This is a genomic window from Desulfosalsimonas propionicica (assembly GCF_013761005.1).
GTDB classification, from domain to species: Bacteria; Desulfobacterota; Desulfobacteria; order Desulfobacterales; family Desulfosalsimonadaceae; genus Desulfosalsimonas; species Desulfosalsimonas propionicica.
Window position 1 is genome coordinate 63147 of record NZ_JACDUS010000005.1, and the last position, 24656, is coordinate 87802.

At 53.9% G+C, this 24656-nt stretch carries 21 protein-coding genes and 1 tRNA gene; 19 read left to right on the forward strand and 3 right to left on the reverse strand.

Annotated features, from left to right (window positions below):
- Positions 1–45: 45 nt before the first annotated feature.
- The 14 genes from mutS (at position 46) to HNR65_RS10295 (ending at position 16760) form a co-directional block, all read left to right on the forward strand.
- Positions 46–2724: a DNA mismatch repair protein MutS gene (mutS, locus tag HNR65_RS10230; protein ID WP_181551409.1), complete on the forward strand. Its 2679-nt coding sequence runs from the start codon at positions 46–48 to the stop codon at positions 2722–2724.
- 37 nt (positions 2725–2761) lie between these two features.
- Positions 2762–4732 carry an N-acetylmuramoyl-L-alanine amidase gene (locus tag HNR65_RS10235; RefSeq protein WP_232364744.1) on the forward strand — a complete coding sequence of 657 codons (1971 nt, stop codon included), beginning with the start codon at positions 2762–2764 and terminating at the stop codon, positions 4730–4732.
- Between the two features lie 47 nt (positions 4733–4779).
- Positions 4780–6159, forward strand: a complete 1380-nt coding sequence (purB, locus tag HNR65_RS10240) for an adenylosuccinate lyase (RefSeq protein ID WP_181551410.1) — start codon at positions 4780–4782, stop codon at positions 6157–6159.
- Positions 6160–6438: 279 nt separating this feature from the next.
- Positions 6439–6831, forward strand: coding sequence for a roadblock/LC7 domain-containing protein (locus HNR65_RS10245; protein ID WP_181551411.1), 393 nt, complete (start codon positions 6439–6441; stop codon positions 6829–6831).
- An 84-nt stretch (positions 6832–6915) separates the two neighbouring features.
- Positions 6916–7521 carry a GTP-binding protein gene (locus HNR65_RS10250; protein WP_181551412.1) on the forward strand — a complete coding sequence of 202 codons (606 nt, stop codon included), beginning with the start codon at positions 6916–6918 and terminating at the stop codon, positions 7519–7521.
- Between the two features lie 11 nt (positions 7522–7532).
- Positions 7533–8135 (forward strand): hypothetical protein, encoded by a 603-nt coding sequence (locus tag HNR65_RS10255; RefSeq protein ID WP_181551413.1) that lies wholly within the window; start codon positions 7533–7535, stop codon positions 8133–8135.
- 42 nt (positions 8136–8177) lie between these two features.
- A complete protein-coding gene (locus HNR65_RS10260; RefSeq protein ID WP_181551414.1) occupies positions 8178–8651 on the forward strand; it encodes a DUF8082 domain-containing protein in 474 nt (157 codons plus the stop codon).
- 101 nt (positions 8652–8752) lie between these two features.
- The gene (locus HNR65_RS10265) at positions 8753–9952 is read left to right on the forward strand and encodes a HAMP domain-containing protein (RefSeq protein ID WP_181551415.1); all 1200 of its coding nucleotides are present in this window, start codon (positions 8753–8755) and stop codon (positions 9950–9952) included.
- Between the two features lie 131 nt (positions 9953–10083).
- Positions 10084–11106, forward strand: a complete 1023-nt coding sequence (locus HNR65_RS10270) for a hypothetical protein (RefSeq protein WP_181551416.1) — start codon at positions 10084–10086, stop codon at positions 11104–11106.
- A 64-nt stretch (positions 11107–11170) separates the two neighbouring features.
- On the forward strand, positions 11171–12271 hold the full coding sequence (locus tag HNR65_RS10275; RefSeq protein WP_181551417.1) for a response regulator: 1101 nt from the start codon (positions 11171–11173) through the stop codon (positions 12269–12271).
- Positions 12272–12345: 74 nt separating this feature from the next.
- Entirely contained in the window at positions 12346–12711 is a 366-nt protein-coding gene (locus HNR65_RS10280) for a hypothetical protein (protein WP_181551418.1), read from the forward strand.
- 79 nt (positions 12712–12790) lie between these two features.
- Positions 12791–15169: a GspE/PulE family protein gene (locus HNR65_RS10285; protein ID WP_220128355.1), complete on the forward strand. Its 2379-nt coding sequence runs from the start codon at positions 12791–12793 to the stop codon at positions 15167–15169.
- A 47-nt stretch (positions 15170–15216) separates the two neighbouring features.
- Positions 15217–15687, forward strand: coding sequence for a PilZ domain-containing protein (locus tag HNR65_RS10290; protein ID WP_181551419.1), 471 nt, complete (start codon positions 15217–15219; stop codon positions 15685–15687).
- Positions 15684–16760 carry an adenylate/guanylate cyclase domain-containing protein gene (locus HNR65_RS10295; protein WP_181551420.1) on the forward strand — a complete coding sequence of 359 codons (1077 nt, stop codon included), beginning with the start codon at positions 15684–15686 and terminating at the stop codon, positions 16758–16760. Before HNR65_RS10290 ends, HNR65_RS10295 begins: the two co-directional genes overlap by 4 nt.
- Positions 16761–16896: 136 nt before the next feature.
- On the opposite strand, the gene HNR65_RS10300 is transcribed toward HNR65_RS10295, so the two are convergent.
- The 3 genes from HNR65_RS10300 to HNR65_RS10310 all read right to left on the reverse strand — a co-directional run bounded on the left by HNR65_RS10300 (position 16897) and on the right by HNR65_RS10310 (position 19902).
- The gene (locus tag HNR65_RS10300) at positions 16897–17403 is read right to left on the reverse strand and encodes a chemotaxis protein CheW (RefSeq protein WP_181551421.1); all 507 of its coding nucleotides are present in this window, start codon (positions 17401–17403) and stop codon (positions 16897–16899) included.
- 69 nt (positions 17404–17472) lie between these two features.
- On the reverse strand, positions 17473–19410 hold the full coding sequence (locus tag HNR65_RS10305) for a methyl-accepting chemotaxis protein (RefSeq protein ID WP_181551422.1): 1938 nt from the start codon (positions 19408–19410) through the stop codon (positions 17473–17475).
- Between the two features lie 394 nt (positions 19411–19804).
- Positions 19805–19902: transfer RNA gene (locus HNR65_RS10310), tRNA-Sec, on the reverse strand.
- Between the two features lie 67 nt (positions 19903–19969).
- Between HNR65_RS10310 and HNR65_RS10315 the strand changes: the two genes are divergently transcribed.
- The 5 genes from HNR65_RS10315 to recA all read left to right on the forward strand — a co-directional run bounded on the left by HNR65_RS10315 (position 19970) and on the right by recA (position 24649).
- Positions 19970–21121 carry a M20/M25/M40 family metallo-hydrolase gene (locus HNR65_RS10315; protein WP_181551423.1) on the forward strand — a complete coding sequence of 384 codons (1152 nt, stop codon included), beginning with the start codon at positions 19970–19972 and terminating at the stop codon, positions 21119–21121.
- Positions 21118–22296, forward strand: coding sequence for a nickel pincer cofactor biosynthesis protein LarC (gene larC, locus HNR65_RS10320; protein WP_181551424.1), 1179 nt, complete (start codon positions 21118–21120; stop codon positions 22294–22296). Before HNR65_RS10315 ends, larC begins: the two co-directional genes overlap by 4 nt.
- 40 nt (positions 22297–22336) lie before the next feature.
- Entirely contained in the window at positions 22337–22810 is a 474-nt protein-coding gene (locus tag HNR65_RS10325; protein WP_181551425.1) for a phosphatidylglycerophosphatase A family protein, read from the forward strand.
- Positions 22811–22826: 16 nt separating this feature from the next.
- Positions 22827–23453, forward strand: coding sequence for an RNA 2',3'-cyclic phosphodiesterase (gene thpR / locus HNR65_RS10330; RefSeq protein WP_181551426.1), 627 nt, complete (start codon positions 22827–22829; stop codon positions 23451–23453).
- Positions 23454–23578: 125 nt separating this feature from the next.
- On the forward strand, positions 23579–24649 hold the full coding sequence (gene recA / locus HNR65_RS10335; RefSeq protein ID WP_181551427.1) for a recombinase RecA: 1071 nt from the start codon (positions 23579–23581) through the stop codon (positions 24647–24649).
- The last annotated feature ends 7 nt before the right edge of the window (positions 24650–24656 follow it).

Consider the following 24656-nt stretch of genomic DNA (forward strand, 5'->3'; position numbering starts at 1 on the left):
TTGCGCGATGGGATCCGGGACGGAACGGATCAGGGATATGTTTTTATGAAGGGCCGGCAAAGCAGTGATGCACAAATAACGCCCATGATGCGCCAGTACCTGGAGATCCGGGAGCACTACGCCGATTATCTTCTGTTTTACCGAATGGGTGATTTCTATGAGTTGTTTTTCGAAGATGCCCGGACTGCATCCCGGGAACTGGAAATCACACTGACATCCAGAAATAAGAACGAGGAAAACCCGGTGCCCATGTGCGGAGTGCCGGTCAAGGCCGCTGAAATTTATCTGGGACGCCTGATTGAAAAAGGCTACAAGGTGGCCATCTGCGAACAGACCGAGGACCCGGCCGCGGCAAAGGGGTTGGTCAAACGGGAAGTGGTGCGGGTGGTCACCCCCGGAATGGTTTTAAACAGCGATCTGCTCGATGCCCGCACCAACAACTTTATTGTCTCCATCCTCGCCCAAGGCTCCCGGTGGGGGCTGTCCTGTCTGGATCTTTCCACAGGGGCCTTTCGGGTCACGGAAAGCGGTGATGCGCATGTGCTGCTCGAAGAAATCAGGCGCATCGCCCCCAGTGAAATCCTGATGCCGGCAGCCGCCCGGACCGGTGATGATTATGAAATCTTTCGCACCTCGTTTGAGCAGTCCGTGACAACCTGGGTGGATGACGGGGCCTGTGAGTACAAACCGGCGCGTCAGCGCCTGATCCGTCAGTTCCAGACCCGAAGCCTGGAGGGCTTTGGCTGTGAAGGCCTGCAAGCCGGAATTGGCGCTGCCGGTGCCCTGCTGTTTTACGTCCAGGAGACCCAGAAACAGCAGATCGCCCATCTGTCGGGTCTTGAAACCTATTTTCTGGACCAGTACCTGCAGATAGACGATGTCTCCTGCCGCAATCTTGAACTGCTGGCCAATTTGCGAGACAGCACCCGAAAGGCCACTTTGCTTTCGGTGCTGGATTTTACCGTCACGGCCATGGGCGGCCGGCTGATCAAGCATTGGGTCCGGTATCCCCTTCTGGGGGTCGGTGACATGGGCGCCCGGCACGAGGCCGTGGATCAGCTGGCGGAATGCAGCATGGAGCGAAAGGCCATACGTGCGTCCCTGAAATCCGTGGCGGATCTGGAGCGGCTGGGCAGTAAAATCGTCATGGGCCAGGCCAATGCAAGGGATCTTGTGGCCCTGCGGCGCTCCATCGAGGCATTGCCGGAGATCCACGGCCACCTGGCCGGATTCAGCACGGATCTTTTGTGCCCGGATACGTCGATTCTGCCTGAGTTGACCGGTCTGGGCCAAATCATTGCTGCTGCGGTGGTCGATGACCCGCCGCCCGTGGTCAACGAAGGCGGCATGATCCGCACCGGATATGACGACAATCTCGATGAGCTCATTGCCATTGCCAGAGACGGCAAATCGTTTCTGGCCGAACTTGAGGCCCGGGAAAAACAGACAACCGGTATCCAGACCCTCAAGGTTCGCTACAACAAGGTTTTCGGTTATTATATCGAGGTCTCCAAAAACCAGGCGGATACCGTGCCCGCCCATTATGTGCGCAAGCAGACCCTGGTCAATGCCGAACGCTATATCACAGATGAGTTAAAATCCTTTGAAGCAAAGGTTCTCGGCGCCCAGGAGCAGCGCGCATCTCTTGAATACGAAATTTTCTGCAAACTTCGCGATACGGTGGCCCGAACCCATAAGTCCGTGGCTGCAGCCGCTGCATTTGTGGCCCAAATCGATGTGCTCTCCGGCCTGGCCGAGGCTGCGGTGCAGAACCGATATGTCCGGCCCGCCATCAACGAACAGGGTGTGATCGATATTGCCGAAGGCCGCCATCCGGTTGTGGAAAAACTCATTGAGGCAGAACGGTTTGTTCCCAACAGCCTGCGGATGGATAACCGGGAAAATCAGGTGCTGATCATCACAGGGCCGAACATGGCCGGCAAATCCACGGTGCTGCGCCAGGCTGCCCTGATCGTGCTTATGGCGCAAATGGGCTCTTTTGTGCCTGCAGACCGGGCCGATATTGCTGTAACGGACCGGATTTTCACCCGTGTGGGGGCCCTGGACAATCTGTCCCAGGGTCAGAGCACGTTTATGGTGGAAATGGAGGAAACCGCCAACATCATGAACAATGCCACTTCCCGGAGCCTGGTGATCATGGATGAAATCGGCCGGGGCACGTCCACCTTTGACGGTCTGAGTATTGCCTGGGCTGTGGCCGAATATCTCCATGACTTGGAGGATACAGGGGTGAAGTCCATGTTTGCCACTCATTATCACGAACTCACGGAACTGCACCGGGTCCGCAGGCGGGTAAAGAATTACAATATCGCGGTGCGTGAAATCAACGACGAGATTATTTTCCTGCACCAGCTGGCTGAAGGCGGCACCAACCGCAGCTATGGCATTGAAGTGGCGCGCCTTGCAGGGATGCCGGAAAAAGTTGTTGAGCGTGCCAAAAAAGTATTGGAGAATGTGGAAAAACAGGGTCATGTCCTGGGTCGGGAGGCAGCTGCGCCGGCGCGGCGCACCCGGGTTCAGCAAAGATATGTGCAGCTGCCCTTGTTTCAGGGCCCCGAGCAGGACGTGCTCGAGCGCCTCAGGCAGGCTGAGGTGGAACACCTGACCCCCATGGATGCCATGAACCTGCTTTACCAACTGCGGCAGAAACTTCTGGGCCAATCCGCAAGCCGGTCCGGGAACTCTGAGGCCGGCAATCCGTAAGCCGGAGATTTTGGCCATTAAACAACAAAGCAGCTGCATGAAACATAGACGACTGATTCATATTCTCGTTATCTGCCTGATTTGCGTGTTGGGATCCTGTGTATCCACGGGAGCCGCGCCGAATCAGCTTTATTTTGAGGCCGAGTCCTGCTACCGACAGCTCCAGCAGCACCCGGAGCGGCAGAAATACCGCAGCTATTGGTTAAAGTGCATTGAGCGCTTCGATGCTGTCCATGACCGGGACCCGGACGGTCCCTGGGCGGCGGCCGGGTTGTATAAGGCCGCAAGCCTGTACCGGGAGCTTTACAGACATTCCTACCGGTCTGCAGATCTCAAGGCTGCGGCTTCCCGGTTTCAACAGGTGAGCCGGAAATATCCCGAAAGTGCTTACAGGCAAAAAGCCCGCGCAGCTTTAAGAGACATCGGGGATGCGATCAAAGCCGATGAAAAGGCCGCAAAACAGGCCTATTTTCAAGCCGAGTCCTGCTACCGACAGCTCCAGCAGCACCCGGAGCGGCAGAAATACCGCAGTTATTGGATGAAATGCATTGAGCGCTTCGAAGCCGTCCATGAACGGGATCCGGAAGGCCCCTGGGCGGCGGCCGGGTTGTTTATGACCGCACAGCTGTATCAGAAACTGTATTCTTATTCCCGCAGTCCTGCTGATGAGCAAAAAGCCCGGTCCCTGTTTAAAAAAGTGGCCGGGCAGTATTCGTCGAGCGCCTACAGCCGTCGTGCGCGCAAAGCGCTTGACGCGTCTGCGGCAAGTGCGCACACCCCCGTGAACCTTGCCGGAGAAGACACTGCATCCGGGGAAGTCACCACCAATCATTCAGACAGCAGCAATACCCCCGCACCGGGAGAGGCGGTTACGGTTACCGGAATACGCTACTGGTCCAACCCGGAATATACCCGGGTGGTCATTGATGCCAATCAGGCCACTGATTTCAAGCACAATCTGTTGAAAAAAGATCCCTCCATCAACCAGATGAATCAGCGGCTGTATGTGGATCTGGACAACACCCGCCTGGCCAACCATATCCAGGAGCAGATTGCCATCAACGACACCCTGCTCAAGGATGTGCGCGCAGGCCAGTACCGGTCTGATACCGTCCGTGTGGTTGTGGATATCAAGTCCTTTGAAGATTACAATGTGTTTTCTTTGAAAAATCCTTTCAGAATTGTCATTGATGTAAGGGGGCAGGCCACTGCAGAGAAACCGGCCGATTCCTCTGATCCCGAAATATCCCGTAACCAGAAAGCTTCCATTGCCCGGCAGCTGGCCCTGGGGGTGCGGCGGATTGTCATTGATGCCGGTCACGGGGGCAAGGACTACGGGGCGCCGGGTTATTTAAAAGGAGTGCATGAAAAAAACGTGGTCCTGGAAATCTCAAAAAAACTGGCGGCCAGGCTTCGCGAGGAACTGGGCTGCGAAGTGCTGCTGACACGGGACAGGGATGTGTATCTGACCCTGGAGGAGCGCACTGCCATTGCCAATACCAAAAAAGCGGACCTGTTTATTTCCATTCATGCCAATGCCGCCAGAAACCGGAATGCATACGGCATCGAGACCTATTTTCTGAACCTGACGACCGATGAGGACTCCATTGCTGTGGCCGCCCGGGAAAATGCCACATCTGAGAAAAATATCAGCGAACTGCAGACCATTCTCGATGATTTGATGCGCAATGCCAAGATCAATGAATCCAGCCGGCTGGCCACTTATGTGCACAAGGACCTGATCGGCCATCTGGACGGCCATTACAGCCGGATTCATGATAAGGGCGTCAAGCAGGCGCCGTTTTATGTCCTTCTGGGCGCCCAGATGCCTTCGATTTTGATTGAAACTTCTTTTATCAGCAACAAACGGGAATGTCAGCGTCTCACCAATTCGAATTATCAAAAGCATTTATGCGACGGCATTGTCCAGGGTGTCCGCCGCTATATCCGGGATACCCGGCCCACGGCATTCCTGGGATCCGGGGGCGACGGCGCTGAATCCAATTGAGAAATCAGTCCATGAACAAACATCACGGATAAGGAAGCAGGAGAATCATGACCCAACAAAGGCCCATTGAAGCCATTTCCGTCCTTGACGGCAGATATGCCCGCCATGCCGGCCCGCTCAGGGAGATTTTTTCCGAATACGGGCTGATCCGGTACCGGCTTTACGTGGAATTGCATTGGCTCAAATTTCTGCTCAGGGACCTGGGCATGGCGGACGCCGATGATGCGGCACTGAAAAAAATCGATGCCATATATGAGAACTTTGACGTGGATGGCGCTGAAGCGATCAAGGCCATTGAAAAAGAAACCAATCATGATGTCAAGGCCGTGGAGTATTACATCAAGGAAAAGCTCACGGCTGCCGGCCTGGCCCATATCAAAGAATGGGTCCATTTTGCCTGCACCTCCGATGATATCAACAACACCTCTTACGCTCTGATGATCCGCAGCGGCCGGGAGCAGATCGTAGAGCGGCTCCGGGAAATCCTGGAGAAAATCGAGGAACTGGCCCGTGAGTATAAAAGCATTCCCATGATGGCGCGAACCCACGGCCAGCCGGCAACGCCCACCACTGTCGGTAAAGAGATGGTCAACTTCGCCTGGCGGCTGCGCCATGAACTGCGATGCCTTTTGGACCTGCCCATTCAGGCCAAGCTAAACGGGGCCAGCGGCAATTACAATGCCCATCACTTCGTGTTCCCGGAAATTGACTGGATGGCCGCTTCCACCCGGTTTATGGAGCAGCATCTGGAGATCTCACCTGTGATGTACACCACCCAGGTCAACCCCAACAATTACATGGCCGCCATTCTTCATGCCATGGTTCGGATTTCCGCGGTTCTCACGGATCTGGACCGGGATATGTGGGGCTATATTTCCCTGGGCTATTTCAAGCAAAAGCTCAAAGAGGGGGAAGTGGGGTCATCGACCATGCCCCATAAAGTCAATCCCATTGATTTTGAAAACAGCGAGGGAAATCTGGGGCTGGCTGTTTCCATGATGGAGCATATGGCGGTCAAGCTGATGATTTCCAGATTCCAGCGGGATTTGAGCGACAGTACGGTGCTTCGCAATCTGGGGGTGGTGTTTGGCTACATGATGGTGGCCCTGGCCTCCACATACAAGGGCCTGGACCGGGTTGAGGCCAATGAGGCGGTGATCGCTGCGGATCTGGAAGCCAACCCGGAATTGCTGGCTGAACCCGTACAGTCGGCCATGCGGGTTTACGGTGAAACCCAGCCGTATGAAAAGTTAAAGGCATTGACCCGGGGCAAACGCATCACCCGCGAGGATCTGGCCGGTTTTGTCGACAGCCTGGAGTCCATTCCCGAGGCCGTGCGCCGGGATTTAAAAGATCTTCACCCGTCTGAATACACGGGGCTGGCAGAAGCTTTGGTGGAACGCTATTTCAGGGTAAAGGGACAATAGCGGCAAGGCCTGCCGCATGACGCCGCAAATGATCTTCCTTTCCTGCTTGCATTCGGAACTGAGAATATGTTAGTTATTTTTAAACAGAAATCCACCGGGAGCAGGACAAAAGACTGCATAGGATCAATGGGTATTTTCTCATTGATTCGGGTAAATCATTGTTATATAAGAAAAGAGTTTTGCAAAAAAACAACGGGCCGGATAAATTGCGGGCATGAGCGAAATCCGGCATTAGGGGGAAGGGTGCATATCAATTTGGAATGCAAGGGGTAACCATAAATGGATTTTACAATCGATTTCACCAAAGAACAGATCGAATCCATTGAAGATGTGCTGCAGCAGGAATTGATCGATCTGGGGGTGCAGAGTGTCATCCTGATGGATTTGGCCGGCAATGTGATTGTCAATCTTGACAACGGGCATGCCAATCACGACGTGTTTTCCCTGGCTGCACTGGCGGCGGGCAATTACGGGGCGGTCAGCGCCATGGCCAACATCATCGGAGAACAGGAATTTTCCCTGCTGTTTCACAAGGGGGAAAAAGAAAGTATCCATTTCAGCAAGGTGGTGGAGGATTTGCTTCTTCTGACCATTTTCAACCGGGATGTTTCTCTGGGATTTTTGCGATTGAAAGTAGCCGAGGCCATTAAGCGCATTCAGACGTTGATTTAAAGCCGTTGCAGATCCTGTGAACGCTCATATTCGGGAAATATAATGGCAGTGGAGAAAACCTAAAGGGCTGCGGAGGAAGGTGATTTGGCGTTAATCAATCCGAAAAAGCGGGAGGTCCAGGTCAAGATCGTTTACTACGGCCCGGGCCGCGGCGGCAAGACCACGAACCTCGAATATATCAACCGCAAATTCAAGAAACGGATTTTAAATGAGATGGTCACAGTGAAAACTTACGGTGACCGAACCCTTTTTTTTGACTTTCTCCCATTTGACATCGGTGAAATCAAGGGACACAGCATTAAGATCCAGCTCTACACAGTTCCCGGTCAGGTCAAATACAATGCCACCCGCCGCCTGGTGCTGCGAGGTGTTGACGGCATTGTCTTTGTGGCCGATTCCATGGATCTGCGGCGGGAGATGAATATTCGCTCCCTGCAGAATCTCAAGGAAAACCTGGAAACCTTCAATAAAAACATCTTTAACATCCCGCTGGTCATGCAGTACAACAAACGGGATCTCGCAGATGAAGGCATCCCCATTCTCTCGGAGGAAACCCTTCAAAAGGACTTGAACTCCAGGTTAAACGCCCCTTATTTCCAGGCCAGCGCCATCCGGGGCGATAATGTGGCCGCCACCATGAAAAAAATTATCGCACTGACTGTCAGTTCCCTGCGGAAAAAACTGCAATAGGAGGAAAATCATTGAATCGCACGGAAGATGATGAGGGCCTGGGCGAAGAAGTTTCCAGCCGGCTCGAGGAAATGTTTGGCGAAGACGAGGATACCGGGTTTGATGAACAAAATTCTCCTGTCCGGGAGCTCAGAGCACTGGTGGCCGGCATTGACTGGGAGATTTCAGATGAAAGCATGGGGGCTTTTTTAAAAGAGATTCGCCGGCTGCAGGAGACCTACCAGGACGATAAAACCCTTTCCATGTTTTTAAAGCTCCAGGAGTCCGTTGGCAAATACATCAAGGCCAAAAAGGCCAAGGCGCACCCCGAGGCCATTGGTTTTGTGGCCGATGTGTTCAAAAACTTTGAAACTGTTCTGGCCCGTCCGGAAATGCAGGAAAAAGAGAAAAAACGCCTGCTTTCCGCAGATGTCAAAAGATTCAAGGAATTCAAGAAGCGGGTGCTTTCCCCGGAACCAGCCGGGAGTCAAAAGGTATCCGGGAACACCGGGGGCAGGCCTGCAGCGGTTCTGGACAATCAGGAGGCTCTGGATTATATCGTTGAAGAGCTGAGGAAAACCATCAAGTCGGAATTGCAGGTCATCCAGCAAATCATCAAGAATCTCGGTGCGTAAATCAGGAAATAAGAACATCTTCCTTCGAAACGGAGGCATTGCATGACAACTGTTTTTTCAGGTGATATTTCCCGCATGGTATTGAAACGAAGCCTGCGGGCCGACCAGGGCGAGGTTTCCCTTGACAGCCAGATGCTGCAGGTGCTCATGGAGCTCGACGGTAAAAAAAAGCTCGGCGAGGTGGCCCAGTCCCTGCAGATGAGCATGAAGGACCTTCGTGGCGTGGTTCAGAAACTTCACCAGCTGAAACTCTGCGAACCCTCCCAGGATAGCATGCCGGTACTGGGGAAGGATTTTCTTGATTTTCTCTCCTCCCAGCTTTCCCGGGCCATGGGACCCATTGCGGATGTGGTGATCGAAGATGAGATCCGGGACATGGGGGAGACGGCCAACCGCTTCCCCGCCCATCGGGCGGCCGAGCTTGTGGATTTGCTGGCCCGTCAGATTTTGCGCGAGGAAAGAAAAGTGGCCTTTCAGCAGGCCATGGTCAAAAAGCTCCGGGAAATCCAGACATAATCCGGGATTGGCCCCTTGCTGAACAAGAAAAGAATTCCTTTGGAGATAAAGGAAAATGATTTTATTTCATGCTGCCAACAATTGACCGAGGAGGATAGATCATGACGGTGATTTGCGAGGAATGCGGAAAGGTTTATCATCTGGATCCGGATAAGCTTGAGCGCTATAGAGGCCAAAGTATACGGGTCCGGTGCGGGGAATGCGGCCATGTGACCCAGCTGTCCAGGTTGATGGAAACCACGGAACTGCCCGAGGAAACCTATTCCGAACCTTCCTATGCGACTGCCGATGCGCCGCCGGAGGATGCCGAAGATGCCGGACCATCCCTGGGACAGCCGGACGAAGAAGAGACCCCGGCCGTAGCCGGAGGTCCTGATTATTCAGGGAGTGATTCTTCTTCCGGCGGATGGATCGGGTTGCGCGGCAAGATGTTTTTTCTCTTTCTGGTCATACCGGTTGTCCTGATGGCGGTTTCGGGCTATTTCTCATACATGCAGATCAACAAGCTGACCAAGGAGATTACCGATCAGAGCACCGAATTGGTTGCCGAGGCCGGTAAGGATCAGCTGCTTCAAAAAGCTCGGGATGTGGCTGTGCAGTGCGAAATATATCTGCGCACGCATCCGGAGCTTGAACGTGAGGATTTCAGCTACGATCCCACTTTCAATCAGATTGCCGTGCAAGCCGTTGGTGAAAGCGGTTACACCTGTTTGAGCGAAGAGGAAACTGCGGACCGGGGCTTCACTCTATGGGCGCACCCCAATCCGAATCTGATCGGCATACCGGATACCGAAGAGACCATGCGCAAAGCATTGGGCCCGTATTTTGAGGAATGGTGGGATCTCATGGAAAATTCCTGGGGCAGAAAGGAGGCCGCCGGGACATATAGGTGGAAGGACACAGACGGTGACCTGAGGGAAAAATACATGGCAATCGTCCCCATCAACATCGAGGGCAAAAAGCTTCAACTGGAGGCCACCGCCTACATGGACGAATTTACGGAAAGAACCGAGGGCCTGCGCGAAAATGCCGAGCAGATGACAATGGAGACCCGCAATATCAACCTCGGGATTCTGGGCGGCGCGATTCTGATTATTGGTTTTTGTATTATTGTTTACGGATACCGCCTGACCCGCAAAATCCGCTACCTGACCGAGGCGGCCGACCGCATCAGCGTCGGGGATCTGGAAGCCGAGATCGAAGTGCGTTCCAAAGATGAAATCGGATCTCTGGCTGAAGCGATTTCCCGGATGCAGGACAGTCTGCGGTTTTCCATTGAGCGGCTCAGAAGACGCAGGTAGCCCGGGATTCGGACAAGGCAAATGGTGAAGGCGATGCGTCCGCCCGTGCCGGCGCATTGCCTGTTTGCCTTGTCTGAAGCTGTATCATTGCCGTAACTGAAGATCCTTAACAATACAATGTGGAAAAAGAAATGTTTCTGATTCCCAGAGAAAAGCCGGTTGTTGAAAATTTAAACAGCTACTACGTTGATATTGCCAGGCTCATTGAACATTACCAGGGCGAGGTGGGTGCCGGCGTGGTCCATTTTCAGTCTCCGGTTTCCGAGGCAGTGCTTTTTTTTGACGAGCAAAGCATTGTCAACGGATTTTTGGACCACCGGCGGCAGCATTTTCACGGCACGGATGCTGTTGAGCGCGTTGTTGAAGGCGCAGGCCGAAACAATTTTACCATTTCGGTTTATCGAATCCTGCCGGAGCGACTCTATTTCTGGGCCAATCTGCCGAAATCAAAAGTGGTGTATGCGGATTTGACCTCCGAGTTTACCAATCTTGAGGGATTGATTCGAAAACTGGAGGCGGAAAAGTTCACCGGCTATATTGACGTGGAAGTCAAAAACGTCCAGGGCGGCCTGCTGTTTATTTACAAGGGGGAAGTCATCGGAGGCTCTTCGGCTGACGGTGCCGGCAACCTGGACCGCTCCGAGCAGTACCGGCAGGACCTGATTCAACGCTCCAAGGAACATGGCGGCATTTTTAACGTCAGCCGGGTCATGCTGGATGAGCCCGAGGCAGCCAAAATATCGCCTCCGGAACGGGCCAGGGACAGCAGCAAAGCCGATTCCGGTTCCCGTGAGACAAAGATCGCTTCGGCCCGGATCATGGAGATGCTGGGAGGGTTGTTATACGCCCTGGAATCCTTGGTGCGGTCTAACCGGAAAATCAAAGGCGATTTTGAAACCCTGCTGAACCGCAAGTTTGTGGAAAAGGTGGACAAATATGAATTTCTGGATCCGTTTGCCGCGGAATTCAGGTATTCCGAGGGCAAGGCGCAGTTTAGCGGAAGCGCTGATTATGGAAAGCTGGCAGCCGCAGTAGCGGAATGTGTCACGGAGATCGCCGAAAGCCACGGTTTGCTGGTTCGGCTCCAGAAAAATCTCGAAGTCTGGCGCAGGGAATTCGCTGATGAAATTGCTGCATTTGATATAAGATTGTAGTGCAATGATGGTTTTTAATGGCAGGCACCGGAGAAAACCGCCGGAATCCATATAACAGGTGATCATGACACCAAAAGTGCTCATAGTCGATGATGATGCGGTTTGGCTCCAGCTCATGGAGCAGGAGCTGAAGCAAAATGCCCCGCCTTTTACAGTGGCAACCACGGAAAGCGGCCAGGAGGCATTGGATATGCTGGCCGCAGACCACGTCAGCGCCGTGGTCAGTGATTTGCGGATGCCGGGCATCGATGGTTTTGAGCTGGTAAACCGGGTCAGCCGGGACTACCCGGATATTCCCGTGATGATTGTCACCGCCTATGATCGTCCCAAGACCCGGGAGGTGGTTTTTAAAAGCGGGGCCAGTGACTACATGGTCAAGCCTTTGAGCACGGAAGACCTGATCGAGCGCATCAACCGGATACTCAGAGCTCAGGCGGAAGGCGGCAGCCTGCACAATGTCTCCCTGGAAACATTTTTGCAACTCATTGAAATGGAAAGCCAGACCTGCACCCTTCGTGTGAGCCGCAAGACCGGCAATCAGCTGGGGGTGTTGTTTTTCAGAGACGGGGATTTGATCAATGCCCGGCTGGGCGGTCGGCAGGGCCATGAGGCGGCCTATGAAATTCTTTCCTGGTCCGGGGTGTCGCTGACAATTGAAAATTTTTGCCAGGTGACCGAAAAGCTCATCGACGGAGGCCTTCAGTCGATGCTGCTAAACGCCATGCGCCAAAAGGATGAAAACCGGCCGGATTTTTCGCCCCATGAAAATCCGCCAAATGACCAGATTCTGCTCGATAGCCCCATTTTCACCCAGTCCGAAGAGCAATCGGCACCGTCAGCCGCCGATCATCCCCGATCCGATGCAGGAGACAGCAAAAAATCCCCTGCTGCCGGGACTTCTGATGCAGAACGGTCTCAAAGCAAATTGGAATCCATATTCGGACAGGTTTCCGGAGTGGAGGATATATATGAAGATCAGCGGTATGCCGGTCTTCTGCAAGAAGCCGCGCGGATCGGAAAACTTTGCGGCAGCGGAGATCTCAATGCGGTTTATGTGAATCAAAAATCCACGGGCCAGCGGGTGATTGTGCCAGGCAGCCAGGTGAGCGTGATACGGATGAGCCATGATGTGTCCCGGGACCGGATCATTGATCTGCTGCTATAGGGGTTTTTCAGGAATTTGACAAAAAACCGGTCCCGACGGAACGCAAATGCGTTATCAGGTGCACGGAAAGAGCAATGAAAGATATTTTCAAGGATATTAACACCATCGAAGGCGTTCACGGCGTGATCGTCATTGCCGGAGACGGGCAGGTGGTGGCCAGTGCGTTTTCTTCCGGATACGGCGATGAGCAGTCGCGCCTTGGCAGGTTTGACTGGTCGTCTTTTGCCGGTGAATTATCCGATATCCATGAGGCCGAATTCGTCTTTGACAGCAAGCGCCTGTATGTTCGAAAGGCCCGGCCGGGCTATGTGCTGGTGCTGCTCGAGGACCTGGCCCCGGTTTCAATGGTAAGGCTTAACTGCGAGATCCTTCTGCCTTCTCTGGACCGGATCAAGCCGGGCCGAAAATTCGGCCAGATATTTAAAAGACGCAAGGCCTGATGAATTTGTTTTTGCTGGAATCCGGCTGCATTTGGATCCCGCAGCCTGTACTGTTTTGAAAATCAAAAAGGATGGAAACATGGAGACCGTGGAAAAACAACCCGGTTTCGACTCCCGGCAAAAGGTGGCAGAGGCATATGAAGCCCACGGGCTATACGAAGAAGCCATATCCGTATACCGGGATATGCTTGAATCGTTCACCGATTTAACCGAAGCGGCAAGAGCGGAACTCCAAAGCAAAATCGATTCCCTGAGCCAGGAGGCCGAGGACCTGGACCAGGATGTGGCCAAGGAGCTTTCCACCGAAGATGTCTCTCACATCAAGTCAGGGCTTTCCCTCGGGGAAAGCGCTCCCGAGGTCTATGACAGCGCCACGGCCTTCAAGGAACTGGGCCTGTACAAGGAAGCGGTAAAAGAATATCAAAAGCTTTTTTCAGCCGATTATCCAGTGGATCAGTTTTATGCAGATTTGCTGGAGTGCCTTTTTGCCTTGTTTCCCCCGACCGAGGTCATCGAGCGCGTTGATGCCATCGGCGAGGAAAATCAGCTTTCAGAAAAAATCCGGGCGGACATGAAATACGAGCTCGGCCTGGCATTTGAGCATCGCGATTATAAGGAACTGGCTGCTGAGTGTTACAAATCCGTTCAGGGAATCGATCCGGTATATCCCAAAATCAAGGAAAAGCTGGCTTCCGCGGAACCGGGCGAGCGGTATGAATCCCGCTATGATTATCTGCTGCGAAATGAGGTTGTCACCACTGATCAGCTCCAGAAGGCCCTGGGCATATCCAAACAGCTCAAAAAGAGCGTGGAACAGGTGCTCATGGAGCAGTTCAAGGTGCCCAAGGAGCAGATCGGAAAATCCTTATCCGCCTTCTATCACTGCCCCTTCAAGGAATACAATTCAAACATGGAGGTGCCCTACGAACTTCTGGCCAACCTTAAAAAGCCCTTTCTGCTCCAGGATTTATGGGTGCCCCTGAAATGGGAAGTCGACCATATTGAAATTCTGCTCGATGACCCAAAGGACCTGCGCAAGCTCGATCATGCCAAGGCCCTGTTTAACACCAGCAAATTTGTCTTCTCCGTTGGTATCAAGGAAGACATTGAAGCCATTATCAATCATTTTTTTGTTGGGAAAAAATCCGCCAGGTCTGAACAGCAAAGCCTTTCCACTGCTGAGACTTTTGAAAATCTGCCGGAAATCGAATTCGAAGAAGATGATGAGGAAGAAGAAGATTTTGAAGCCTATACCGAGGCCTCCGGCAAGGTGGTCCGGCTGGTGGATCAGGCCCTGATTACGGCCTTTCGGAAAAAAGCCTCGGATGTTCACGTGGAACCATCGCCCATCACCCGGCGCACCAAGATTCGTTTCCGCATAGACGGGGTGTGCCAGGACTTTCTGGAAGTGCCCAATACTTTTGCCAATGCCTTGTTGTCCCGTATCAAGATCATGGCCGGGCTCGATATTGCTGAACGGCGCATGCCCCAGGATGGAAAAATCAAATTCCGGCGGCGGGGCGTGCCGCAGTTTGAACTTCGTGTGGCCACCCTGCCCACGGCCGGTGGTCTGGAAGATGCGGTAATGCGCCTCCTGGCTTCAGCCGGGGCCATGAAAATCGATGAGATGGGCATGACCGAGCGCAATCTTGAAGTCATGCGGCGGGGCATTTCCAAGCCCTATGGGCTGATTCTGTGCGTTGGGCCCACAGGTTCGGGTAAAACCACAACCCTGCATTCAGCACTGCATCACATCAATACTCCCGAGCGCAAGATCTGGACGGCTGAAGACCCGGTGGAAATTACCCAGCAGGGTTTGCGCCAGGTGGAGGTGCACAAAAAGATCGGGCTGGATTTTGCCCGTATCATGCGTTCGTTTCTCCGGGCTGACCCGGATGTTATCATGGTCGGTGAAATGCGGGATTATGAAACCGCTTCCATTGGTGTGGAGGCATCCCTGACCGGTCACTTGGTGTTTTCCACCCTGCATACCAACAGTGCCCCGGAAACCGTGACCCGGCTTCTGGACATGGGCTTAAATCCCCTGAATTTTTCCGATGCGTTTATCTGTGTGCTGGCCCAGCGCCTGGTGCGCCGCCTGTGTTCCAACTGCCGGGAGGCTTATCATCCCACCCGGGAGGAATTCGATGGGATTGTTGAAATCTACGGCGAGGATGCATTTGACCAAACCGGCATTACCTGGTCCGAGGATCTGACCATTTACAGGCCCAAAGGCTGTGAACAGTGCAGCAGCGGTTATAAGGGCCGGATGGGCATCCATGAACTCATGGACGGTTCCAGGGAGATCAAGCGGATGATCAAGCGGCAGGCCAGTGCTGAAGAGCTTTTCAACCAGGCAAGCCAGGAGGGTATGACCACGCTGGTTCAGGACGGCATTGCCAAGATGTTTGCCGGATTCACGGACATGAGCGAGGTGCGCCGGGTGTGTATCACCTGATGCCCTGAGACCTGATTTCCTGAGATTTGAAAAAGGAAGCCGATCCGTTGCTTGATTCCCTGAAAACGCGTTTGCGGGGACTTGTCCGGCGGATTCTGCCCGGAACCCGGCCAAAACAGTTGCCCTCTCAGGTGCCGGCCCCGGACACCAGTTTTGATAAGCGTTCTTTTGATCGCTACAAGATTACCTTCCCGGTACGGATTTCCGGAAAAGATTCCCAAAACCGCCCTTTTAAGGAAATCACCCGCCTGCAGGACGTATCTGGCAGCGGTGCATTGTTTTTGTCCGGTTTTCCGGACCGCTACCACGTGGGCCAGGATATAGACGTGGCCATTATGCTCGATGCTGCAGAAGACGTGCAGGCCTGCATCCGAAATCAGGCAAGCGTGGTGCGCATCAACTGCCCGGAGGCTTGCGGCGCCAAACCCGATGCCGGTCTGCAGGGCATTGCTGTTTGCTTTCACCATGCATTTGATTTTCAGCGCATGGCGCCTGAAGAAAGCGGATGCCCTGAATGAGCCGGCGGAATCGGAAAAATTACTTGAGCACTGTCGGCCGGATCCGGGCGGCGACTGTGCTGATGGCCGTTTTTCCCTTTCTTCTGTTGGTTTTTCTCTTATTTCGACTCTCCCCTGATCCAGCCGGAGATCTTTTCTGGGCCCTGCCCCTGGCCTTGGCAAGCATGGTTTCCGGCTATATTTTAATGCGGCGCCTGGCATCCCAGATTCGGGAACTCATGCAGGCCGCCGGCCGGGCCGGGCAGGGTGGAGAAGCGGAGTTGACAGAGCTGCGTGCGGACCGGGAGTTATTCTACATTGCGGGTTGTTTTCATTTGCTGCAAAAGCAGGTTGAAGAATTAAATCGCAAAAACCAGCAGCAGGCCACCCAGTTGATGGTATATGCCAGGGATCTGGCCCTGTCTTATCAGCGCAGCAAGCGTGAAGAGCAATTGCGAAATCGCCTGAGCCGGTATGTGGGAAACAACCTCGTGGAAAAGCTCATTAACCTCAAGGAAGGGGTTTTTCTGGAAACCGAGCGGCGTAATGTCACAGTGTTGTTTGCCGATATTCGTTCATTTACCACCATTGCCGAGCGTATGGCCGCAGAAGAGGTGGTGGCCATGCTAAACGAGTATTTCAGCATCATGGTGGATATTATTTTTAAAAATAACGGACTGCTCGACAAGTTCGTGGGGGATCAGCTGATCGCCGTATTCGGCCTGGTGGACACAGATGGCAATGCTCCGGCAAACGCCATTCGCACTGCCATTGAAATCCAGGCGGCCACCGATGCAATGCGGCGTCGTCGAATGGCCGCCGGATTGGAATATTTTGAACTCGGCATCGGGATCAACACGGGAACGGCCATTATTGGCAATATCGGATCGGCCAACCGGATGGATTACACGGTCATTGGTGATTGCGTCAACGTGGCGGCCAGGCTTGAGCAGATGGCCGCCGGAGGGGAGATCATTATCGGCGAGCAGACCTATCTGGCCAATACGGAAAATTTTGCGTTTGAATGCCGGGGGCAGGTACATGTGAAAAATAAGCTGGAGCCGGTGGTCTGCTACCATGTGCTGCGTTCCTAAACCCGGTTGATCCGGGTGGTTTTCAAATCCTGCCCCCGGATCCGGCCTGCCGGATCTGAGGCGCTGAAACAGTTCCGACAGGACAGATTCACGGTTTCCAGGGCCCGGGCTTTAACAGCCCGCCTGTTATTTTTGGTTATCCGCTGGCACGTGTCAGGGCATTCATTTCTTCGGCGGATAAGACCTTGTCGATATCCAGAAGAATCTTGACAGCGGATTCGGTTTTGGCCATGCCAAGGATGAAATGGGTGTTTACCTGCATGCCCAGCGACGGTGCCGCCTCGATTTGTTCTCCGGATATATTCAGGACCTCGGAGACTTCGTCGACGACAATGCCGATGATGAGAGCAGTGTCACTTTTTTGGACCTGGACCACGATAATACATGTTTTCCGGGTCAATTCCTGTTCCGGCATGCCGAATTTGAGGCGCAGATCAATTACGGGTATAACTTTGCCCCGCAGGTTGATGACACCCTTTACATAATTCGGGGTTTGCGGGATCTTTGTAATTTCCAGCATACCAATGATTTCCTGAACTTTTAGGATCTCCAGGCCGTAGCCTTCATCCCCGAGATGAAAAGTCAGGTATTTTCCGGACAGTTCGGACATATCCGCGGCGTTTTCTGCTGCCTGATTGTTCATGGTGCCTCCGGTTCATCAAAGGGCGGTCCTGTCAGACCGCCCTGTTTGCATTTATTGTTTTCGCAGGTATCAGAATTCTTTGAAATCATTATCGTCTAACGGGATTACCTCGTCTGCATTATTTGATCTGGATTTTCCGGCAAGCCTTTTGGTGGTTTGTTTCTGCTGCCTTTTTTCCGGCTGATGCGATGACTGTTTTTTGGAGCGAAGCCCGGCCTTGGATTGCCGGGAATCTTCTGACCGGTTGCTTGACCCGGCAGCGCTGCCTGCCACCACCGCTTCCAGTTCGGCAACCATTTTTTCCATCTCTGTGGCCTGAGATGAAAGTTCTTCGGCTGCACTGGCAGATTCCTCGGAATCCGCGGCATTTTGCTGAACAACCTTGTCCATTTCGGAAACCGCAACATTGACTTGTTCGATGCCCTGGGTCTGCTCCTTTGAGGCGGCGGCAATTTCTGAAATCAAGGTATTGACCTTTACCGAGCTTTCCTTGATGGAATTGAGCTGCGTGGCGACTTCCTCGGCAACGCTGACGCCATTGTTGGCGTTTTCCTGAGATTTTTCAATAAGCTGGGATGTGTTCTGGGCGGCCTCGGCGCTTCGCTGGGCCAGGTTTCTGACCTCTTCGGCAACAACGGCAAAGCCCTTTCCGGCTTCGCCTGCACGCGCTGCTTCCACCGCGGCGTTAAGTGCCAGAAGATTTGTCTGGAAAGCAATATCATCAATGGTTTTTATAATTTTGGAAGTTTCGTTGGAAGACTCCTTAATCTCATTGATGGCTGAATTCATTCGCTCCATGGATGAGACCCCGTTTTCAACAACCTTGGAAGTCTCCTTGACGGCATTGTCCGCCTGATCCGCATTTTGAGAGTTTTGGCGGGTCTGTGCCGCCATTTGCTCGAGGGAGGAAGATGTTTCTTCAAGGCTTGAGGCCTGTTCACTGGATCCTTCCGCCAGGGATTGGCTGGTGGAGGCCACCTGGCCGGAGGCTGAAGCGACTTGTTCGGAACCCCTGTTTAAACTATCCACGATATTCATCACCCGACGGCTGATACCGTTGGAGAAGAATATGACAATCAGCATTGTGGCGCCCAGGAAAACAACGGTCATGAGCGTCATGAAATTGCGAATGGAATTGGCCGTTCCCATGAAATCATCAGCTGTCTGGGTGGTTACAACGCTCCATCCGGTGAGGCCCACAGGCGCAAAACCTCCGATTTTTTTATCCCCTTTGTAAATGTAGTTTTCCACCCCTGTTTGACCGTTTGTTGCCGCCCGGGCAATGCCCTCCATGCCAGGCAACTGGGTTATGTTTGTCTCCAGAATAAGCGTTTCATCCGGATGGACGAGAATCAGCCCTTTCTGATTCACCAAAAAAGGATATCCGGTTTTACCGATTTTGACAGAAGTAATTTTTTCCGCGATAAAATCAATCTTCACAATTAATGCAAGAATACCCGCAAATTTGCCATCCGGGTGCTGGACCGGGCTGGCCACCGGCACCACGACATCGCCCGTGACCTTTGATTTTATGGGATTGCCGACCAGGGTTTTTCCGTTCTTTGCTTTTTGGAAATAAGGTCTGTCAGCAATAGAGACATCCCGGTATGCGCCTTTGTTGCCATCTGAATAAATAATACCTTTGGGATCGGCCAAAAACATGGCTTCATAATCATGACCGATGGACGTCATTATGCCGGAAAGTCTTTTGTCCAATAATTCCGCTTCAGTGGCCGCATTTTGCCTCCCTGTTTCAACCACTGCGGATACGGATTCCTGCAATTTTACATCCGAACCAATTTCTGTGCTCAGCTTGAGTTCTTCCTTGAGCACCAAATCCGTCATGCTGGACAGATCTTTGGATAAATTGACGACCTGTTCCCGGCCAAGGCTCTGCAGCGCCTCTGATGCCCGGGTAACGGCAAAATATCCAACCGCCAGCAACGGAATTAACACCACCAGTATTCCGCCGGCGATTAATTTGAACCTCAATGATTTGGCCTTCATTTCGTTTGCCCCCTTTTTGTTTGGCATTTCGTGAAACCGTTTTTCTCTTAAAATCAAGATATTATTTTCTTGTGAAATCATTAAGGGCTCTTTTCGGATGTATGACGAAAAAATTAAGGCCAAAAGATTTTTTTGTTACCTGGTGTGCCGTGGTTGTTTGTCCATAAAAAACGGATTTTATAATTGAACCGGTATTTCGCAAGATATGGGTTTTCTGTATATCGATATCCAAGGGAGCATGAGCAACGGTTTCAATTGTGCGCTTTGGATACGCAGGAGCCGGGCGGGCACGGGTGTGCTTGCCAAGTTTGGCAAACCCTGATATAGGTCTGAAAGAAGAAAACAGGAAAAATCAGACGGGCCTGGAAAGTTAACTTGCTGAAAAGAATAAAAATGGCGGAAGTGCATGGGAATCGAACCCACCCGGGACGGTTTTAACGCCCCACACCGGATTTGAAGTCCGGGAGCCCCACCAGTGAGCTGCGCACTTCCGCATGGATCAGTGAAACAATAGGGATTGTGTATTTTTTGTCAATAACATCTTTGGGGTGATTGTGCAATGGTCAACAAAAAACGGCTGTCAGAAACCTTTAAAACCCTTGTATCCATTGATTCCGTCTCCCGGGAAGAGGGCCGGGTCTCGCGTGAAATACGAAAAATGCTCGAACCCTTAAACCCGGAGGTCTTTATCGATGATGCAGGCCGCCATACCGGAAGCGATACCGGCAACCTGATTTTGCGGATTGCCGGCACCCGGGATGTGCCTCCCCTGATGTTAAATGCCCACATGGACACGGTGGAGCCGGGCCGGGGGGTCAAACCCCGGTTTGTTGACGGGGTGTTTTACAGCGACGGTACAACCGTGCTGGGCGCAGATGACAAAAGCGCGCTCGCCATCATCATTGAAACCGTTTTGTCCCTGCATGAAAACAACAGGGATCACGGTCCCCTGGATCTGGTGTTTACCATATGCGAGGAAATCGGCCTGCAGGGCGCCAAAAACCTGGATTTCAGCCTGGTTTCGGCAAAATACGGCTATGCCTTAGACACAGCGGACACTGAAACCATTATCACCCGGGCACCCACGGCCAATCACTTTGAATTGGCAGTCCACGGAAAAGCCGCCCATGCCGGGGCTGAACCCGAAAAGGGGATTAATGCCATCGTGCTTGCCAGTCGGGCCATTGCCTCTCTGGAACTCGGCCGCATCGACGAGGAGACCACTGCCAACATCGGGGTGTTTCAGTGCGAAGGGGCCACCAATATTGTTCCAGAGACCGCCAGGATTAAAGGTGAGGTCAGAAGTCATGATCCGGCAAAGCTGGAGGCGGTGACCCGCAAAATCCTGGATGCCTTTGATGCCCAGGCCCGCACCTGGCCCCGGGAGCAGGACGGACAAGACGTGCCCCGGGTCACAGTTGACCTGACAAACGAATTTCCAAGAACGCATATCCCGGAAGAACATGCAGTGGTGCGCATGGCCAAGACCGCCGCGGCCCGCCTGGGCCGGGAACTGGTCTGCCGCCGCACCGGCGGCGGGGCGGATGCCAATATTTTTTTCGGCAAGGGCATTACGACCGGGGTGATCGGCACGGGCATGCGCGAAATCCACACGGTCCGGGAAAACATTGCCGTTGATGACATGGCCCGCACCGTTGAACTGCTCACCGAGATCATCGGCCTGCACGCCCACGGGGATTATCGTCCATGATTGCCTATTTTGACTGTTTTTCGGGCATCAGCGGGGACATGACCCTCGGGGCCCTGGCGGAACTGGGCGTGCCCCTGGACTGGCTGGCCCAGAATCTCAAAGACCAGCTGGGGTTGGATGATTTTCGGCTCACGGCCCGGCGGGTGAAACGCTGCGGCATTTCGGCCACATCTGTCAGCGTCGGGGCGGAAAACGGACCGGAGCGTGATTACCAGGCCATATCACAGATGATCGCCCAAAGCCGCCTGTCCGAGCCGGTCAGGCGGATGAGCATGGCCATGTTTGATCGGCTGGCGGAAGCCGAGGCCAAAATTCATGAATGCGAAAAGGCCCGGGTTCATTTTCACGAAGTGGGCGGAGTGGATGCCATTGTGGACATGGTGGGAACGGCCATGGGCATTGATTATCTGGGCATTGAAAAGGTCTTTGCCTCGCCCCTGCCCCTGGGTTCGGGCTCGGTCACCTGCAGCCACGGCACCCTGCCAGTACCGGCGCCGGCAACCGCAGCCCTGTTAAAAGGGGTGCCGGTATACGGCTCCCAAATCCCCTTTGAGCTGGTCACCCCCACGGGTGCGGCCATTGTTACCTCCCTTGCCCGGGAATTCGGTCCGGTTTGCGACATGGTGGTGGAAAAAACAGGCTACGGCGCAGGCTCCCGGGACCTGGAAGCCCGCGCCAATGTCCTGCGCATCATCACCGGCAGCAGACCGGATGCCGGGGCGGATGCCATGGTCATGGTGGAAACCTGCATTGACGACATGAATCCCGAGATTTACGCTTATGTATCAGACCGGTTGTTTGCAGACGGGGCCCGGGATGTTTACATGGTTCCGGTTTACATGAAAAAGGGGCGGCCAGGGGTGCTGCTGCAGGTGCTGTGTGACAACGCCTGCCAACAGGACGTGATGTCCCGGATTTTAAGCGAGACCAGCGCCATCGGAGTGCGCTATTACCCGGTCCGGCGCCGGGTCCTGGAGCGCAGGGCCGTTGCGGTCAGTACCCCTTACGGTGAAATTGCGGCCAAGCAGGTCAAGACCCCGGAAGGCGGCTGGCGCGTCGCGCCTGAGTATGAATCCTGCCGCCGTGCAGCAGAGGCCTGCAATGTTGCTTTGCGCACGGTTTATGAATCGGCTCTGGCCTGTTTTGTCCATGACAGGAGCCAAAAGCGTCAATGAACAATGCCTTGACACATACGGCTGCAGATTATAGAACCAAATGAATTTTATCTCCAAATTGTCCGTGGCCGTGGCCACGGGCGGCTATATCGGCAAAATTCCTTTTGCCCCTGGCACATTCGGATCACTCCCGGGCCTTTTGCTTTACTGGGTCATGGCGCAGATGCACACCGGCTATGCCGTGCTGCTGGCATTGGCCGTGATTGCAGCGGCCGTCTGGTCTGCGGGAAGGGCCGAGCTCGTGATGGGGCAAAAAGACCCCGGGGCCATTGTAATTGATGAGATTGCGGGCATGGCCGTTGTTTTTGTGGGGCTTCCCCTTTCCTGGCCCCTGGCGGTTTCCGGGTTTGTGCTGTTTCGGATTTTTGATATCATAAAGCCTTTTCCCGTGGGGTGGCTGGAGCGGCGGTTTGACGGCGGGCTGGGGGTGGTTATTGATGACGTGGCCGCAGGTCTGATCTGCCGGGTGATTCTGGCAGCAGCCCTGGCCGTGTTGCCAGCCGGCTTCGGGTAAGAGGACTTGGAGGCCGATGACTGACAAAGACACGCAACAGGACCGGGTACAAGCCCAAACGGGCGATTCTGTGCGGGCCTTTATCGCTGTTCGCCTGCCCGGTGAAGTGACAGCCGCCCTGGCCGATCTGCAGGCGCGGCTCCGGAAATTCGGTCTGAAAATGAAATACACGGCGCCGGAAAACATTCACCTGACGCTGAAATTTTTGGGTCCTGTGCCGGCCTCGGCCGTAAAAGCGGTTTCTGCTGCCACAGCAGAGGCAATTTCCGGTTTTTCCAAAATGCGTATAGACGCCCGGGGCCTTGGGGTGTTTCCCGGCATTCGCCGGCCCAGGGTCATGTGGACCGGAATCGGGGGACAGACCCAAGAGCTGGCATGTTTGCAGCAGGCCGTGGAAGAGAAAATGGCCGAACTGGGATTTGAAAGGGAACGCCGGGAATTTACCGGGCATTTGACCCTGGGCCGGTTTAAGACAAAGCCTGATCCGGCCGGTGTTGCAGATGCCATTGAACAATTCGGCGATTTTTGTGCCGGCCCTTTTGAAATACAATCCGTGCAATTGTTTGAAAGCACCCTGACCCCGAAGGGCCCGGTCTACAGGGTGATTTCCGGCCACGGGCTGGACGCGGAGCCCATGGTTTAATATATTTTTCAACAAACACACGAAATCCATTTTGCAGCCTTGCAAAAAATGATTGTCACCGGCACAAGCGCCGGGGGATTTTTGTTTTCAGGCAAGGGGCATGACACATCCTTCAGGAGGCGGATATGAGCAAGTCCATGGACAAGGAAAAGGCGGTGCAGACAGCCATCGGTCAGATCGAGCGCCAGTTCGGCAAGGGATCGATCATGAAGCTGGGCAGCAACACCATCATAGACATTCCGGCAATCCCAACCGGTTCCATTGCCCTGGACCTGGCCCTGGGCATCGGGGGCATTCCCCGGGGAAGGGTCACCGAGATCTACGGGCCTGAAGCCTCCGGCAAAACCACCCTTGCCCTTCATGCCGTGGCCGAGGCCCAGCAGCAGGGCGGCATTGCGGCGTTTGTGGATGCCGAGCACGCCCTGGACACTGCCTATGCCAAAAAGCTCGGGGTCAATACCGATGAACTGCTGGTTTCCCAGCCGGATACCGGGGAGCAGGCCCTTGAAATCGCTGACATGCTGGTGCGAAGCGGGGCCGTGGACATTCTGGTCATCGACTCGGTGGCCGCCTTGGTGCCACGGGCTGAAATCGAGGGGGAAATGGGCGATTCCCACATGGGCCTGCAGGCCCGGCTCATGTCCCAGGCTCTGCGCAAGCTCACCGGCACCATTTCCAAAACCAACACATCCCTGATCTTTATCAACCAGATCCGAATGAAAATCGGTGTGGTTTTTGGCAATCCCGAGACCACCACCGGCGGCAACGCGCTAAAATTCTATTCTTCGGTGAGAATCGAGGTGCGCCGGACCGGTTCCATCAAGGAGGGCCAGGAGGTGATGGGCAACCGCACCAAGGCCAAGGTGGTCAAAAACAAGCTGGCCCCGCCGTTTAAGGAAGCCGAGTTTGATGTCATGTACGGCGAAGGTATCTCTGCTGCAGGCGATTTGCTGGATATGGGGGTCAAGGCAGGGGTCATTGAAAAAAGCGGGTCCTGGTATTCCCATGACGGCCAGCGCCTGGGCCAGGGCCGGGAGAACATCAAGAAGTTTTTCCATGAAAATCCGGACCTGCACGCCAACCTGCGCGACCGGGTCAAGACAGCCCTGGGCCTGACCCCGGGCAAAAAGCAGGAGGCCACAGCCGAAGCCGGCCAGGAGCCCGCCGGCAGCGAACCCGAAGCAGCGGAAAAATAGGGGAAGC